Annotated in this window: 19 protein-coding genes; 17 read left to right on the forward strand and 2 right to left on the reverse strand. The window is 60.8% G+C overall.

Annotated elements, in window-relative coordinates; genetic code table 11:
* Positions 1-414: 414 nt before the first annotated feature.
* Together FFS27_RS13735 and FFS27_RS13740 are read right to left on the reverse strand one after the other, a co-directional pair.
* Positions 415-705, reverse strand: coding sequence for an addiction module antidote protein (locus tag FFS27_RS13735; protein ID WP_003448662.1), 291 nt, complete (start codon positions 703-705; stop codon positions 415-417).
* The gene (locus FFS27_RS13740) at positions 702-1,001 is read right to left on the reverse strand and encodes a type II toxin-antitoxin system RelE/ParE family toxin (protein WP_003120987.1); all 300 of its coding nucleotides are present in this window, start codon (positions 999-1,001) and stop codon (positions 702-704) included. Before FFS27_RS13740 ends, FFS27_RS13735 begins: the two co-directional genes overlap by 4 nt.
* 201 nt (positions 1,002-1,202) lie before the next feature.
* Between FFS27_RS13740 and pilL2 the strand changes: the two genes are divergently transcribed.
* From pilL2 to FFS27_RS13820, 17 genes are all read left to right on the forward strand, one after another.
* The gene (pilL2, locus tag FFS27_RS13745) at positions 1,203-2,327 is read left to right on the forward strand and encodes a PFGI-1 class ICE element type IV pilus protein PilL2 (protein WP_012076859.1); all 1,125 of its coding nucleotides are present in this window, start codon (positions 1,203-1,205) and stop codon (positions 2,325-2,327) included.
* Positions 2,327-4,036, forward strand: a complete 1,710-nt coding sequence (gene pilN / locus FFS27_RS13750) for a PilN family type IVB pilus formation outer membrane protein (RefSeq protein WP_012076860.1) — start codon at positions 2,327-2,329, stop codon at positions 4,034-4,036. Before pilL2 ends, pilN begins: the two co-directional genes overlap by 1 nt.
* Positions 4,037-4,039: 3 nt before the next feature.
* A complete protein-coding gene (pilO2, locus tag FFS27_RS13755) occupies positions 4,040-5,365 on the forward strand; it encodes a type 4b pilus protein PilO2 (RefSeq protein ID WP_003099758.1) in 1,326 nt (441 codons plus the stop codon).
* Complete coding sequence (pilP, locus tag FFS27_RS13760) at positions 5,355-5,888, forward strand: type IV pilus biogenesis protein PilP (protein ID WP_003099760.1); 534 nt, start codon at positions 5,355-5,357, stop codon at positions 5,886-5,888. Before pilO2 ends, pilP begins: the two co-directional genes overlap by 11 nt.
* A gap of 8 nt (positions 5,889-5,896) precedes the next feature.
* Positions 5,897-7,477 (forward strand): GspE/PulE family protein, encoded by a 1,581-nt coding sequence (locus FFS27_RS13765; protein ID WP_003099761.1) that lies wholly within the window; start codon positions 5,897-5,899, stop codon positions 7,475-7,477.
* Complete coding sequence (locus tag FFS27_RS13770; protein ID WP_003099764.1) at positions 7,477-8,556, forward strand: type II secretion system F family protein; 1,080 nt, start codon at positions 7,477-7,479, stop codon at positions 8,554-8,556. Before FFS27_RS13765 ends, FFS27_RS13770 begins: the two co-directional genes overlap by 1 nt.
* Positions 8,557-8,577: 21 nt before the next feature.
* Positions 8,578-9,108: a type 4 pilus major pilin gene (locus FFS27_RS13775; protein WP_003099765.1), complete on the forward strand. Its 531-nt coding sequence runs from the start codon at positions 8,578-8,580 to the stop codon at positions 9,106-9,108.
* Complete coding sequence (locus tag FFS27_RS13780) at positions 9,105-10,061, forward strand: ATPase, T2SS/T4P/T4SS family (protein WP_003117051.1); 957 nt, start codon at positions 9,105-9,107, stop codon at positions 10,059-10,061. Before FFS27_RS13775 ends, FFS27_RS13780 begins: the two co-directional genes overlap by 4 nt.
* Positions 10,054-11,433, forward strand: a complete 1,380-nt coding sequence (gene pilV / locus FFS27_RS13785) for a shufflon system plasmid conjugative transfer pilus tip adhesin PilV (RefSeq protein WP_003117053.1) — start codon at positions 10,054-10,056, stop codon at positions 11,431-11,433. The genes FFS27_RS13780 and pilV overlap by 8 nt, the downstream gene beginning before the upstream one ends.
* Positions 11,434-11,450: 17 nt before the next feature.
* Entirely contained in the window at positions 11,451-11,888 is a 438-nt protein-coding gene (gene pilM, locus FFS27_RS13790; protein ID WP_003117054.1) for a type IV pilus biogenesis protein PilM, read from the forward strand.
* 918 nt (positions 11,889-12,806) lie between these two features.
* A complete protein-coding gene (locus FFS27_RS33595) occupies positions 12,807-13,196 on the forward strand; it encodes a hypothetical protein (protein ID WP_003158173.1) in 390 nt (129 codons plus the stop codon).
* A 74-nt stretch (positions 13,197-13,270) separates the two neighbouring features.
* Positions 13,271-13,444, forward strand: a complete 174-nt coding sequence (locus FFS27_RS33255) for a hypothetical protein (protein WP_003158172.1) — start codon at positions 13,271-13,273, stop codon at positions 13,442-13,444.
* Between the two features lies 1 nt (position 13,445).
* Positions 13,446-13,580, forward strand: coding sequence for a hypothetical protein (locus FFS27_RS33600; protein WP_003099783.1), 135 nt, complete (start codon positions 13,446-13,448; stop codon positions 13,578-13,580).
* A 324-nt stretch (positions 13,581-13,904) separates the two neighbouring features.
* Positions 13,905-14,384, forward strand: coding sequence for an STY4534 family ICE replication protein (locus tag FFS27_RS13805; protein WP_003117056.1), 480 nt, complete (start codon positions 13,905-13,907; stop codon positions 14,382-14,384).
* Positions 14,385-14,521: 137 nt separating this feature from the next.
* Positions 14,522-14,680 (forward strand): hypothetical protein, encoded by a 159-nt coding sequence (locus tag FFS27_RS33260; protein ID WP_003109368.1) that lies wholly within the window; start codon positions 14,522-14,524, stop codon positions 14,678-14,680.
* A 73-nt stretch (positions 14,681-14,753) separates the two neighbouring features.
* A complete protein-coding gene (locus FFS27_RS13810) occupies positions 14,754-14,951 on the forward strand; it encodes a hypothetical protein (protein WP_003117057.1) in 198 nt (65 codons plus the stop codon).
* A gap of 484 nt (positions 14,952-15,435) precedes the next feature.
* Entirely contained in the window at positions 15,436-16,143 is a 708-nt protein-coding gene (locus FFS27_RS13820; RefSeq protein ID WP_003117058.1) for a DUF5983 family protein, read from the forward strand.
* Positions 16,144-16,219 lie beyond the last annotated feature (76 nt).

The following is a 16,219-nucleotide window of genomic DNA, read 5'->3' on the forward strand; positions in this document are numbered from 1 at the left end:
TGGCGAAAACGTAAGAAATACTCGTCGAATTGATTGTTTTTTGATCATTTGGCGAGTTTAAAAGTTGCGCTAGGTGGTATGCCGGGGAAATACATGGCTACTTCAGACCATCCCTAGCGAACATTAAGGAAGCGCTGGCCGACCCAGATAGACTTTGCGAAATGGCGACAGCAATCGCCTTATATTACCTTCACCGGGAACCTACAGTTCCAGCGCTATACATAGAACTCGTCGAGGATGAAGTTGCACGCTACCCCTTCACCTATGACGAGATAGAGTCAGTGATGGATTCAAAGATTAGGGAAGTCCTATTCCCTAGGTATGAGCGATACCACGATACATGAGTGAGCCCAGCAACTCGATTCACCAGTAATAGCCAAGGATCGGGAGAGGGAACTCTAACTGGACGAGTTCTCACTGAGCATGCGGGCGGGCGGTCAGATCAACTCCCAGAGCTCGCATTACTGCCAGCATGGTTTTCAATGTAGGGTTCCCGCGCTCACTAAACGATTTGTAAAGCTGCTCCCTGGCCAAACCCGTTTCCTTGGCCAACTCCGTCATCCCCTTGGCGCGGGCCACGACTCCCATAGCCTTAGCGATATAGGCGGTGTCTCCAGTATCCAAAGCGTCTGCGATGAACAGAGCCATGGCCTCCGGGCTGTCCAGCGCTTGCGCGGGGTCATAATCATAAATTTGCTCGGTCATTGCGGCCTCCACTCATTTGCCAGGCGTTTCGCCATTTCTATATCCCTGGCCTGGCTGCTCTTGTCTCCACCACATAGCAGGATGACGATTTCCGTCCCGCGCTGCTGGAAGTACACCCGATAGCCTGGGCCATAGTGAATCCTCAACTCGCTCACACCCTGGCCGACTGGTGACACATCGCCGGGTAGTCCATTCGCCAATCGGAAGATACGGGCGGCGATCACGGCCTTTGCCCGCCGATCCTTTAGCTTGCTTTCCCATGCCATGAAAGTGGCGGTTTGTTTGACTTCGACCATGGGTCAACTGTGACTTATAAATCACAAACAGTCAATCGCACGCAGCCTTAGCACACGCTTTGTTCCAAATTCTGTTGGCTCCCCTTGAAGCACAATCCTGCGGGTGGGCAAAAGAAATCCCCTACCCTGTTGCCGAGTATTTCCTGCTGAGGCATGGCGAATGGCCTGCCACTGTGTGCCCCATCATCAAAGGGGGCCTCAATGACCAGGCAGTTGACCACTCTCACGCTGTGCCTGCTGCTCGCCAGTTGCACGACCCACAAGGCTGAGCCGGCCAGGCCCGCCTTCGACAGCAGCCGCAATCCAGACCTGCTCTCTCCGGACCTGTACCCGAATGGCGTACAACCGGAGAAGGAGCCCGTCGTGCGCTACGGGCGCTACACCCTGGTCAGCACCCAGCCTGATGCCGGTCAACGCGACCTGATGGCCCAGATCATCGACGTAACCATCCCGTCGAGCATGAACCCGAGTGTCAAGGACGCCATGCAGTACGTGATGAGCCGCTCGGGTTACTCGCTGTGCCCGGCAGAGGCCGGTCATGTGAACATCCTCTACACCCGGCCGCTGCCGGCGGCTCAGTACAAGCTCGGCCCGATGACCCTGCGCAACACCCTCCAGGTCCTCTCCGGCCCTGCCTGGCAGGTGAAGGTCGACGAGGTCGCGCGGCAGGTCTGCTTCGTGCTGCGCCCGGGCTATCAACTTCCCCCGGTGCCAAGGCCGAAACCGGTCCAGCAACTGTATGCGAAGCCCGCTGCCCCAACTCCAGCGGCGGTAACGCAACCCTCCTCCACGGAAAAAGTCAGCACGCTGGAGTCGCCCGTCGTGGTCGCCTCGGTGCCAACGCCGGCGCCGATCACAACCAGCCCCGCTCCGACCAAGAAGCCTGAATACACCACTGTGCTCCCCCCAGCCGCACCGGCCAAGGATGGCCACTCCTCTTCTCCTCCCGCGGCTTCGGCACCGATCAAGCTTCCGGCCTCCGCCGTGAAGTCCACGCCGCCCACTCCGGCCACCGTGGCTTCCACTCCACCGGACAAGGCGCTCCCTTCGGCGGAGCCGAGTCGGCCGCTGACACAGGCCTGGTCGGCCGAGACGGGATCAACCCTGCGCGACACCTTGGAAGCCTGGGCCAAGCGCGCACGCTGGACCGTCCGCTGGGAGCCGCAGGATCTCAACTATCCGATCGAAGCTCCTCTGACCTTCCACGGCTCCTTCGAGGACGCGGTATCCGAGCTGTTCCCGCTGTATGACGCTGCCGAACGGCCCTTCCTGGTGAACGCCAGCCGGCCGCAGTCCCTGATCATCATCAAGGAGCGCAAGAACTGATGCGTGCCCCCCTGAAGAACCTCTTGCCTTGCCTCCTGATCCCCGCGCTGGCCAGTTGCTCGGTCGCACGGGTGAACGAGTCGGCGGATCGTGTCGAAGCTACGGCAGATTCCGCGTCGACGATCGCAGCACAGATGCGCAACACCCGACCGGATCGCCGCGATACGGTGGTGTTCTCCGACAAACCCTGGGTCAGCACGAAGCCCCTGAGCGTTTCGCACACCTTGTCCAGTGACTGCATCGTGACGTGGCGCCCTGCAGGCGCAGCGTCGCTGCAGGAGGCCGCCCAGGAAGTCATCAACCAATGCCACCTGGCGGTCAGTATCACGCCCGACGCGCTGAACCCGGCCGCTTTTGCCCTGCAACCTCAGCAGCGCGCGAGCAACGCCCCGCCGCCCATCCAAGGCGGCCAGGACATGGCCACCATGCTGTTTCCTGCCTCCGTCGCCAACGGCATGTCCCTAGGTGCCGGCGGCAGCATGGGATCGAGCTTCGGGTCCTACGGCCCGCGGTCGCTGTACAACATCAAATGGAACGGCAAGGTCAGCGGGTTCCTCGATCTCATCGCCGCCCGCGCCGGCGTGTCCTGGCGCTACAACCCAACCGAGAAACGGGTCGAGTTCTACTACCTGGACACTCGGACCTTCCGCATCTACGCCTTCGACGACGTCAACACGGTGGACTCCACCGTGCGTTCCGGTATGACGACGGCCGCCGGCATCAGCGGGGATGGCTCCGGATCCACTGGACAGAATGGCAGCTCCGGCATCAGCGGCGACTCCGGCAGCAAGCAGACCACCAGCTCCGAGCTGAAGACCTCGATCCTCAGCGACATAGAGAACAGCATCAACTCGATGCTGACGCCGAGCATGGGACGCATGTCGCTGTCGCGTGCCACGGGCACCCTGACCGTCACCGACCGACCAGAGGTCCTCAACCGCGTCCAGCAGTTGGTCAACCGGGAGAACGAGAGCATCACCAAGCAGGTGCTGCTGAACGTCAACGTGCTCTCGGTCGCCCTGACCGACAAGGATCAACTGGGGATCGACTGGAACCTGGTCTACAAGTCGCTCAACAACAAGTGGGGCATCGGCCTGAAGAACACCATGCCAGGCATCGATCAAAGCGCGATCTCCGGCTCCGTGAGCATCCTGGATACCGCCAACAGTGCCTGGGCAGGATCCAAGGCCATGGTCCAGGCGCTGGCCCAGCAGGGTCGCGTCTCGACCGTCCGCTCCCCGTCCGTGACCACGCTCAACCTCCAGTCGGCGCCGATCCAGATCGGCCGCTACGACAGCTACCTGGCCTCCAGCCAGATCTCCAACGTCGCCCAGGTCGGCAGTACCACCTCGCTGATCCCGGGCGCCGTGACCAGCGGCTACAACATGAGCCTGCTGCCGTTCGTGATGGAAAGCGGCGAGATGCTGCTGAAGATCAACATCAACATGACCTCCAGACCGACGTTCGAAATGCAGACCAGCGGGGACTCCAAAGCCCAGTTCCCGAGCTACGACATACAACTGTTCGACCAGAAGGTACGCCTGCGCAGCGGCGAGACCTTGGTGCTCTCCGGCTTCGACCAGACCACCGAGGATACCAACAAGGTCGGCACCGGCGACGCCGGATTCTTCGGCCTTGGCGGCGGGCTGACCCGCAATACCAAACGCGAGGTCATCGTGGTGCTGATCACCCCCGTCGTGCTGGGCTGAACCATGGAGAAGCCTGACATCGGTAGCCGTGGACCAGACGTCTCGATCCTGAGCTACCACGGCAACAAGTTCGTCAGCGGCCTGTTCTGGCGGCCGCTATCCAGCCAGCGGCAGTACATGAAGGAAGCGCGCAAGCTGGGCAAGGAAGAGCATCTGGACATCGTTGCCATCCGCCATTCGCCGACAGTGATCCAGGCCGGCTTCGTTTCGAAGTCGCAAGGCGCAGTCAAGGGCATGTACTCCCTGGCCTCGGCGCTTTCAGGCCAGTTCGAAGGCGACTTCCTGGCCTGCTGGAAGGTCGACGAGGACCGCTACGCACTGGTCGCCACGCTCGATGGTGCGATCGTCCCCGGCCAGGACCTGGTCACTACCTTCGACGAAGCCAGGGACCGGATCAGGAAGCTCTCTACGCGCGGCGTGCTTCGAAACGCACAGGTCTTCGTTCCCGAAGGATTCGATTTCCCCGTCAAGGACTTCGACATCGAGGAACTGCTCGCGCCGAAGCGCCTGCGGCGCGACTACCGCCTCCGGCAACTCACCTTCGGCTTGTCCGCCAGAGAGTGGACGGCAGTGGCCCTGCTCGGTTGCTTGGTAGGCGGGTCGCTAACCGCCTACTACCTATGGAATGCCCACCAGCAAGAGCTCGCCAGACAAGCCGCGCTCCTCGAGGAGCAGAGGCGCCTCGCCGAGCTGGCCGAGAAGAACGCCCAGGCCAAGCAGCCGCTGGACCTGGCTTCATTGCAGAAGCCTTGGACGCTCATGCCTGACCTCGAGGACATGCTACGCGCCTGTAGCAAGGCAACGGGGGTACTGTCGCTGTCGATCCAGGGCTGGCTCTTCGAATCCAGCAAGTGCGACGGCAGGGTCCTGGTCGCCACCTACCACCGTACCGGCAACAGCACGGCAGCCGACCTGACAGCGGCCAGCCAGCACCTGTTCGCTGACCGCCCCGCCTTCGTCATCGACAACGGCAACACCGCGGCCCTGAAGGTCGACCTGAAAGTCGCCATCGGTAGCGATGAGCCGCTGCAGCCAGCCGACGACGCGCTGCAGGCGCTCACCAGCCATCTGTACCGTCAGGGTGTCGAGCCCAAGCTGTCGATCAGCCAGGAGACAACTCCGCCCCTTCCTGGCGCGGAAGCGGCGACGGAGCAGCAAGTGGTGTTGCCCTCCTGGAAGAAATTCACCTTCAGCGCCCAGACCAGGCTCCCGGCAGACCTGACCTTCCAGGGGCTGCCCGCCGCCGGGGTCCGCATCACCAACCTCGAAACCACGCTCAAGGACAGCCAGTTGGACTGGACTGTCACAGGAGAAATCTATGCGAACTGAGCCGATCGGCATGGCCGTGGCCGTGCTCTTCCTCCTCGCGTCCGGCCAGGCCTGCGCCGGCACCGTTGGCGAACTGGCGGAGATCCAGGCCCAGGCCATCCTCACCGAGGCCAAGGTGCGTCTGGCCACGGCGCAGCGGCAACTGGAGGGCAAAGGCGAAACCGGCCAGGTCGTCAGCGCCCAGGGGCAGACGTTCGCCATGCCGGTGCCGGCGGCGGCGCCGACGATCACGCAGCCGGTTCCGCCAGTGGTGCGGACCATCTACGGCGCCGGCGGCAAGATGACTGCCACATTCTTGTTCCCGGGCGGGTACGAGGTGGACGCCGCCAGCGGCGCGGAGCTGCCGGGCAACTACCGCGTCGAGTCGATTTCCCTGGACCAGGTCGTACTCACCGACAAGGACGGCAACCGCGTGCCCGTGGGCTTCTCCAGCGTTGCCCCGACCCAAGCCGCCTCCTCGGCCCAAGGCGCCTCCGTTCCGCCGGCGCTGCCCGGGGCGGTACCGCAGCCGTTCATCCAGTAGGTACCGCCATGACGAACCTTCAAATTGCCGCGCTTGTACAGCCCTCCATGGTGACCCAACTGCTCACCGCCGACGGTGGCGAGTGGGAGGTCTCGAAGCACCTGCAAGAGATCATGGCCCTGGCCGCCGACGGCACGCTCTATCTATCGGAGAGCCACCAGAACGACATTCACGTTCTGTCGTTCATCGACCGTCTCGATCGCCGTGGCTTCCGATACCAGCTCAACCTCACCGACCTGCAGACCATTCACCAGCTCTACCGCGCCGTCGCCATGGACGGCCTGGTCGATAGCGATGGCCAGCGCGCCACCCAGATGCAGGAGCGCGTGGTCAAGATCATTCGTAAGGCCACAGAGCTGCGCGCCAGTGACGTGCATTTCGTCGTGAGTCCCGCCGGCACCGGCAGCAAGATCCGTTTCCGCGTCGACGGCCTGCTGAAGACCGTCGAGCAGTACCGCAGCCAGGAACTGCACGAACTTTGCGCAACCATCTACCAGTCCATGTGCGACGTGGCCGAGCCGCTTTTCAAGCCGCAATTGGACCAGGACGCGCGGATGAGCCAGGCCTTCGTCGAGAAGCTGAACCTGTTCGGCGCCCGGATCGCGACCCGCCCGCGCGCCGGTGGGTTCCTGATGATCCTGCGGCTGCTCTACGACGATACCGGCCTCGACAGCCTGGAGCAGCTCGGCTACCTGCCCGAGCAGAACGCGCTGTTCGATCGCATGATGCGCATGCCTTACGGCATCAACATCCTGTCCGGCCCCACCGGGTCAGGGAAGTCGATGACCTTGAAGGTCACCATGGAAGGACTCGATAAGCTGCATGGCGGATCCAAGCATATCCTGACCATCGAGGATCCACCGGAATACCGCATTCGCGGCGAAGGCATCAACCAGACCCCACTGGTCTATGACGCCACTGACCCAGACGCAGAACGCCAGGCCTGGGCCGCAGGCATCGCCAACGGCATGCGCCTGGATCCGGACTACATGATGATCGGCGAAGTGCGCGACCTCTTCGCCGCTGTCGCCGCCTTCCGTGGCGCGATGACCGGGCACGGCCTGTGGTCGACCCTGCACACCAATAGCGCGATCGGCATTGTCCAGCGCCTGAAGGACCTGGGCGTCGACCCCGGCTTGCTGTTCGATCCGGCCCTGCTGACCGGCCTGATCAACCAGAGCCTGCTGCCTAAGCTCTGCCCCCACTGCAAAGTGCGCTTCCAAGACCACCAAGACCAGCTCGCGCTCGACCTGGTCGAACGGGTCCAGCGCTTGACCGATGTTTCCCAGGTGTACGTCAAGGGGCCTGGCTGCCAGGCCTGCCGTGGCTCCGGGGTCAACGGCCGCTCGATCGTCGCCGAGGTGGTGCTGCCCACCCTCGCCTTCATGCGTGTGTTCGCCAAAGGCGGCCCAGCCGAGGCACGCAACTACTGGGTCAAGACCATGCAGGGCATCACCAAGCACGCCCACGCCATCCGCCGCATCAACGAGGGTATGTTCGACCCGCAGATGGTCGAGGATTTCATTGGGCCACTCGACTTCGATGAGCATCTGCTCGACGACAGCTTCTACTCGCAGGAGGCGTGCTGATGGGGGGCTTCTGGGAGCAGTTGCAGTTCGCCTTCTACAGCAAGCAGTTCGGCCGCAAGGAACGCCTGCAGTTCTACGAAAGCATGTCCACCCTGCTCGAAAACGGGGTCCCGCTGAAGGACGCTGTGGCAGAGGTACACAAGATCTTCGCTCATGAGGGACAGCATCCGTTTCATCCGGTGGCCATCGCCAGTCGCGAAGCGCTGATGGGGCTGTCCAACGGCAAGCGTCTGGCCACCGCCATGGCGCTCTATCTACCCGCCCAGGAGCGAGCGCTGATCGAGGCCGGCGAGATGAGCGGCAACCTGGTTCAGGCCATGGGCGATGCCATCTCCCTGGTCGAGGCCCAGGCCAGGATCCGCGCCACCATCTGGCAGGCGCTGCTCTATCCCTCGGCGCTGTCCGCCATGATGGTGTTCCTGCTGTGCATCGTGGCCTATCGCATGGTCCCCAGCCTGGCCAGGCTCTCCGACCCAGTCACGTGGACCGGCCCGCTCGCCACGCTCAACGCCATTGCCAGCTTCGTCACAGGACCTGGTATCTACGTTCTGGTCGCCGTAATCACCCTCACGGTGGTGGTCATCGTCACATTGCCGACCTACCGCTGGAAAGGCCGGGTCTGGCTGGACCGGATGCTGCCGCCCTGGTCCATCTACCGCATGCTCCAGGGCACCACCTTCCTGCTGAACATGGCGGTCATGCTCAACGCCGGCATACGCCCTTACGACAGCCTGGCCAGCATGATCAAGATCTCCCCGCCCTGGCTGAAGCAGCGCTTGGAAGCTGCCCGCTACGGCGTGGGCCTGGGCCAGAACCTGGGAGTCGCCCTTCGCAGCGCCGGTCACGATTTCCCCGACCGACAGGCCATCCAGTACCTGTGCATCCTCGCCAACCGGGGAGGCTTCTCCGAAGCGCTGGTCAAGTTCAGCCGCCGCTGGCAGGAGACCAGCCTCAAGCAGATCGAGCTGGCCGCCGGGCTGGTGAAGAACTTCGCCCTGATCTTCATCGGCGCGCTGATGATCCTGGTCCTGCTCGGCGCCTACCAGGCACAGCAGCTCATCCAATCCATGAACCACTGAAACCTCACCAAGGAGCGCTCCATGAGCACTACGCAACGCACTTCCCGTCCGACGCAGGGCGGTTTCGTTTCCATCGAGATGATCATCGTGCTGATCATCATCGCCATCGGAGTCGGCCTGGGGCTGGCCGCAGCGGCAGGGATGTTCAGTTCGTCCAACGCCAACGAGGAACAGCGCAACATCAGCGTCATTGCGGCCAACGCACGCGCCCTGAAGACCTCTTCGGGCTACGGCTCCAGCGGTACCAACCTGATCCCGAGCCTGATCGCAATCAACGGCGTGCCGAAGAACATGAGTGTCTCCTCCGGCGTCGTCTACAACGTCTACGGCGGATCGGTCACTGTCTCGTCCACCGGCATGGGCTTCTCGATCACCACCAGCAAGTTGCCCCAGGACGCCTGTATCACGCTGGCCACCAAGATCGCGAAGAACACATTCGAGCAGACCAAGATCAACAGCGGATCCGCGATCACTGGTGAAGTGACCACCGCAGCGGCGACCCAGGCCTGCAGCAGCGACAGCAACAGCATTACCTGGACCTACAGTTCGTGAGTGTGAACCCGATCATCCAGGCTCAGTTCGTCGACCTTTACCTCGGTGAAGGCTTCGCCGACGTGAAGGGCCTCGCCGGCGCCGACGCGCGCCGGGTCGAGGTGCCCGGCGAGTGGGTTCCCCACGCTCAGGAGCTCCTTCAGCTCTGCAGGAAGACGATGGAGGAGCTGCAGGATCCCGAGTTCGCCATCGTCGTCGACGGTGTGCTACTACGCGTCACCCAACTGGAAGATGCTTTCAACGGCGGGAGTGTCTTCGTGCTGCGCCGGTCGACAGCCCAAGTTCGAAGCTTCGAGGATATCGGCTATCCGAGCGAGGTGGTCGCTACGCTCCTGAACCCGCAACTGCAGGGCTTGATCCTGTTCTGTGGCGATATGGCGACCGGCAAGACCAGCTCCGCCGCCTCGCTGATTCTCGCTCGACTGCAGACCCTGGGTGGGGTTGGCTTCACAGTCGAGGATCCACAAGAAACCAACCTCAGCGGGCAACATGGACTCGGCCGCTGTATCCAGGTTAGGACCTCGCGACGCTTGGGAGGCTACAGCGAAGCCCTGTTGCGCACGCTGCGTACCGGAGCCGACCTGATATTGATCGGCGAGATCCGCGACGAAGACACCGCCTACCAGGCCTGCAAAGCTTCGCTGAACGGCAACCTAGTCATATCGACCATCCACGCCAAGAACTGCCCGCAAGCCATCGAACGGCTTATCACCCTGGCCAAACCCCTCGCGTCCAATGCCTACGACGTCGTGGCTGAAGGCATTCAGGCCGTGATCTGCCAGGAACTGGTAAGCGATGGCGCAGCTCGACGACTGCATGCGGAACCGTTGCTATTCACCGGGGTGGACTCCGTCGCCATGCGCGACAAGATTCGCCGGCAGCAGATTCACCTGCTTGAGGACGACGTGAGTCGCCAGGCTCGCAGAAGCCTGTGGGAGCCAACCTATGAATAACACCAAGCTCAACCGCGGCTTTATCTCGATTGAATTAATGATCGCCCTGATCGTCATCGCCATCGCGACTACCGGCGGGATTTCAGTCTTAATGAGCTATCTAGACGGCCTGAATGAACAGCACGCGGCCCAGCAGCAACAGCAGGTGGCCAAGGCAGCGGAGAAGTACCTGAAGGACAACTTCAGCACGGTTCTGGCCAGCGCCGGCGCCACGGCCCCGGCGGTGATCACCGTCCCGATGCTGCGCAACACCCGTTACCTGCCCGCAGGCTTCCGCGACACCAACATCTACGGCCAGCAATACCAGGTCCTGGCCCGCAAGCCGGCGACCAACCAGCTCGAAACGCTGATCGTGACCTCGGGTGGGCAGGCGGCTTCCGAACTCTCGATCCGCCGGATTGCGCAGCTCATGGGAGCCACCGGGGGCTACATCTCGAAAACCAACACTAGTATCGCCCAGGGCGCCGCCTGGCAGGTGGCCTTGAGCAATTTCGGTAGCGCTCCCGGTGCTGGACACCTGGCGACGGCGCTGTTCTTCCAGGACGGTGCCATTGCCAACGAGTACCTCTACCGCAATGCCGTCCCGGGTCATCCCGAGCTCAACCGGATGAACACGGCATTGAATATGGGCGGCAACAATATCGCCGCAGCCGGAGCGATCACCGCCAGCGGAAACATCACGACCAGTGCGGACATCAGCGCGCGCAACGTGACAGCCACTGGCACGGTGAAAGCCGGCACTGCTGACGTCGCCGGCGAGACATACACCGGAGGCTGGTTCAGGACCCGCGGTAACTCAGGTTGGTACAACGAACGGTGGGACGGTGGCTGGTATATGAGTGACAGCACATGGGTCAGGTCGTGGATGAACAAGAGCGTTTATACCGGCGGAGAATTGAGAGGGGGAAAGCTCAGCTCCGAAGGTAGAACGACCGTCGGCGAGTACCTTCAGATCAATGGTTTGGCGGCAGAAAATGCAGGATGCTCCCCCAATGGCCTGGTAGGCAGAGACAACAGCGGCCCCCTATTCTGCACCGATGGGCTGTGGAAACGGCCCAGTGGCGTGAATATCGCCACCCCTGTGGTGCTGGCACAGTATCCCGCCGATAACCGACCCCGCACCCACTGCCAAGCGGTATCCAGGGACGCGCTGATCAATGGCTCCGGCCCCGGCGTTCTGCGCCTGGAAGTCGATGGCGTGATCGTTGGTCAAGCGCGCTCCACCGCTGGGCGAAACGCTGATGTAGTTGAAGACGCCTCGATCTCCGCCATGGTGAAAGCCGGACACCAGTTCTGCCTATACAGCACCGTTGTGCTCGCAGGATTCGGCAACTCCGCCGGCATGCGTGTGACAGCCACCTACCTCAACTAGGGAGTCGTCCAGATATCATGCCGCTGCTCTGGATTGCCCTATTGCTCGCCCTGCTCACCGGAACCTGGCTGAGTGTACAAAGCGACCACGCGACCTCGAGCGCCGAACTGGCCGAGGTCGACACCCTGGCCAGGAGCTTGCTGCTCTACCGCTCCAGCCTGGCGGAGTACGCACACGCCAACCCCGGTTTCAGCGGCTCGCCGGCGGACTCCGCTCTTGGTTTACCGGCCTGGTTCCGCAAGCCAGCGCGGCTTCAGGGCTACATCGCCGCCGGCACCAGCTACGCTTTCATCGCCTCGCCGCCGGCGGGGCTGGCGGCGGCCGTGGATGCTGGTACGGAATCCGACCTGGTTGGCGTCAGGCGCAACGGCCAGTTAGTCACGCGCCGCCTCGGTGCCACTGCCATTGCGCTCCCTGCTCCCATCCCCGAGGGCGCGGTGGTCGCGGTCAAATAACCTCCACAGGCCAGTAAACCCCGGCGCTGCTTGATAAACCGGCCTCCTGAACACATAATGCCATCAACTTTGATTTCACCCCGCTGGCTACTGACGGTCATCAGTAGCACCCTGGTGATGCAGGTTCGCCTCATCGCCAAACCGTAAGCACGCTACAACACCGGGTGGGGCGTGCGGATCTGGTTGAGAATTCTCCCTGTGTCTCCCTGTTCTTTTGCTTGTCATGCAGCCGTCAACTCGTGTCGAGCGAGTTTAAAGGCACATAGGGTTCTCAAGAGGTTCGGTGTTTCCTCGATTTAAGGGTCGTACTGGTGTTACGGCCCCTCCTTTTCCCCTCTCCATGGGTAGCCTGATGCTCCTGCTCCAGGACCATCAGGCTACCCATCGGGATCCTTCTCCCTGCCGGTGGCCCGCCGGTGATACGCAGGGCTCCCTTTGTACGCGGATGCGTGCCTACTGTTTGCTGGCCAAGCCACGATAATGGCCGGGTGATGGGATCGAGACGATCAATGCCCAGGGATCGACGATTCAACCACAGGTGGCTCACTTGACTCCCCTTCCAGACACGGCTGGGGAAACCTTTGACAGGGTTTCTACCAGCCGCGCTCTTCCGCCCTCGCTCTCCGCCCGCTGCATCCTGCATCCGCTCCCCCTGCTTGACCTTGACACTTTCGCCCCCCGCTTCGATGATGAGCGCGTGATCTGCTGACGTTGTCAGCGACATGCCCCCATGCAGCTCGGATCCGAAATGCTGCAGCACAGCCCACCGTGTTGATCCAACCCAAGACCGTATAGCTTCTGGTAGCACGGTCGGTCGGCCTCGGTCGATAGAAGCTCCCTTCCGCAACCCAGCGGGGAATCCACTTCCCCGCCAGGGTCAGTGTTTTCTCCGCACCCTCAACCTGCAGGAGAAACACCATGTCCAAGCAATCCACCAGCTTCGAAATCGGCTTTGCCCTCGGCAGTGTTGTGCGTGAGTTCCGCAGAGCGCTCAGTCGCCCTCCGGTCGTAGTGCATGCACAAGCTCCGGTTGCGTCGAGCGTCCAGCGTATCGAGCCCGCCATGCTTGCTGGCCCGACCGCCAAGGAGCTGGAACACATCAGCGACGTCCCGGCGATCGTCCGGTTGAAGAAAGTCAACCTCAATGACTGGTATCTGGCCAACACGCGCGAAGTGCAAAAGCCCAAGCGCGCGCGCAAATCCAAACCGGCCAAGGCGGCCCCCAAGGCCAAAACACCGGTCAGGAAGGAGCTCAAGCTGGGCTCCCTTGATCAACTGATCGCACCGGTTGATCCGCTGACCTGCTGATCCGTACCTCTCACCACCCCCTGCCGGGAAACCTTCCCGCGGGGACGGTTTTCCGGCATTCATCGAGGAAAACCATGAAATCGAAGCGTGCTGCATTCGCAGACGATCTACGAAAAATCGGTACCACTGCCGTTGCCGCGAGCCTGGTGGGTATATTCCTCAGCGAGCACCGCTTGCTGACGGCATATGCTTTCGTCATGGGTATGGTAATCTGGCTCATAGGTATCGCTCTCACCGAGGAGGAGTGAAATGTCCCAGACCGAGTTCGGCATGATCATCATGACCAGCCTGGTGGTTATCTGCTCCGGCATAGCCCTCTGGTTCAGTTGGCCTCAAGTCAAGACCTGGTGCCAAAAACATCGGATTCTTCCCCGTCATCATTGACCATGAAAGCGCCCAACACTGGGCGCTTTTTTCATTTCAAGGGTATTGACATTCATTTTTCCCCTGCCCATCCTTTACCCCGTGAGCTGCTGACGTTGTCGGCAACCCTCCCCCAGTAGTCATGATCTGAAAGACTACGACACGGACTTCCGTGTAGATCGAACCCAAGATCGCACCAGCTTCCGGTAGCGCGATCAATCAACCACAGGTTGATGGAAGCCCTCTCCCTCAGATTTACCTCCCAATACCGACCCATGCGGGGAATACTTTTCCCTGACGGGCAAGGTGTTTCTCCGCTTTCGCTTACGAAACTGGAGAACCATCATGAGCAACAACACCCAAGCCCAAGAAGCCAAATATTTCGACCTGCACACCACCGGTATCGGCTACCTCAATCGCATCCGCGAAGTACCGATCCGCCGAGGTGAACCGTTCCTCGCCGTAACCGTCGCAGCCCTCCATGGCGCGGCAGACAGCGTGGAATACTCCTACATCGACTGCAAAGTGGTCGGCGCCCAGGCTGAAAAGCTTGTCCGCCGTTGCAAGGAAGCAGTCGAGGCCAAGAAGAAGGTTCTGATTTCCTTCCGTATCGGCGATATCTGGGCGGATCCCTTCATCCACCAGAAAGGCGAGAAACAAGGCAGGCCCGACGCAAGTCTCAAAGGCCGGCTGCTCTTCATCTCCTGGATCAAAGTAGATGGCACCACCGTCTACGATGCGAAGGAAGAAGCTGAAAAAGCCCAGCAAGGCCAAGGCGAACCGCAAGGTGAACCCGCAGCCCCTGCTGAACAAGCCGCTGCTTGAGCACGGCTTGATTGAATACCGGCCCTCATCCCGAGGGCCTTTCACTACCTACGCTATGCGCCACTCTTCATCGCATACCCATCCGGGGGGCACCATCTCCCCCAGGGCGTGGTGTTCTCCATTATCTGGAGATCATCATGAGCAATATCCAAATCGTAGATCTGCCCGCCCTGCCGGAAGTAGAGGAAGTTTGCCTCTCTGACATCGAGGACGAGTTGCTGCTCAGCAGGCATTTCTGCAACTTCGCCTGGCTGTTCCTGGCCAGCAACAATGCCCAGGTATCTGCCCTGGCCTAACCGCCAAACATTTCCCATTTAGGGGACCTCAGTCCCCTTGGGACTGGTGTTTCCTACCGAAAGGAGAATCACCATGCAATACGGAAAGCTGGCACTCGCCCATCTTCGTCTCGAACTGCCGCTGCAGGTTCTTATGTCCAACGCCGGCTTTTATATCGGCACCCTTGATGAAGAAGGACCAGCTTCGCGCGAATCGGTTGAATACTACCAATCCCGCGAACTTGCTCAACAGGCATTAGACAACGGCACTTGGTCGCAACGGGAATATTAAAGTTTTACCCGTTTTGCTGTGTGCTTCTGCTAACTCAACCCAGACGGGGTCATCCCCCTGTCGGGTGGTGACCTCTCCGATTTGGTTAAGAATTGGAAATCACCATGAACACATATCCAGAAAGGCTCCCAGCTCTACTCAACATCGGAGTGCATGCTGCACAAAGCAGGTTCGAGTACATCATGTGCAAAGGCTTGGTTGATGAGTTTGGCGATGCAGGACTCAGTATCGAGCTCTATGTAATTCAAGATGCAATCGAAACCTTGGCGCAGGCCGACTGCGAGCACGGTTGCGACTCGAGCACCTCATCGATACTTCAATACTATGGCCTGGTAGAGCGATACCAGAAGGCTCGGCGTAAAGAAGAACACCTATCGCGTTAACTACAACAACTCGACATCACCTGGGCGCTTCGGCGCCCCTTACTCACCTGGAGGTCCATAGCCTCCAAGGGCATGGGCTTCCCGGCAACCGGAGATACCCCATGACTCAACTCAATCCGTTTATTCGCGGCTATGAGAGTTTCCGCATCGAGCGAAACCTGCAGATCACTGACGAAGGCGACAATCTACCGTGCTACCGCGCACTGCATGAAACCCAGCGACACCTCCCAGACGAATACTTTAAGTGCGAGCTGTGCTACTTCAATGACGATTTCGCCGTGGTAGCGCAAGAACTAGACAATGAAATAGTCGAAAAGTGCCCTCACCAAGGAATAGTGAGAAACGTACTTTACAGCATCTACGGTGAGCAGGACGGCAGAAAAAAGCTTATCGGAGATCAATATTCACTGACCCAAGCCGAGAGTGTCGTTCGATACCTTTCGTTCGGCGGCGGTTACAACCGCTGCTGGGAGATCAGAAAAACACATCTGCCCATCACTACATGGAATAGCCTCTACGAAAAGTTCTCGACCAAGATGCCAGTCCGCTTGCCGTCGGTGTTGGTCTCGCTCTTCTGGTGTAACGAGCACGGCGCCGTGGGCTTTCGCCTGCACAACACCCCTTGGACGGATGAGTGCCTGGAGATCCTGGAGATGACCTCAGCAACTCTTCGAGAGCAGCAGCTTGCCTTCGGCCTCGACGAACACCTGGTCGATCTGCTTCACCTCGCGGGACAAGCAGACATTCGGTTCCTGGTACTCGATCCATTCGCGCCCACGCTCAAGGGCCTGCCACTGTATGACGATTGAGCAATCCGGCCGGCGGGACATCCCGCCAGCCCTCGAATTCGAATTGGCTCGCTGTCGTTGACAGCGCCTCCCAAGG

The organism is Pseudomonas sp. 2VD (assembly GCF_005503585.1).
In the GTDB taxonomy this organism is placed as follows: domain Bacteria; phylum Pseudomonadota; class Gammaproteobacteria; order Pseudomonadales; family Pseudomonadaceae; genus Pseudomonas; species Pseudomonas aeruginosa.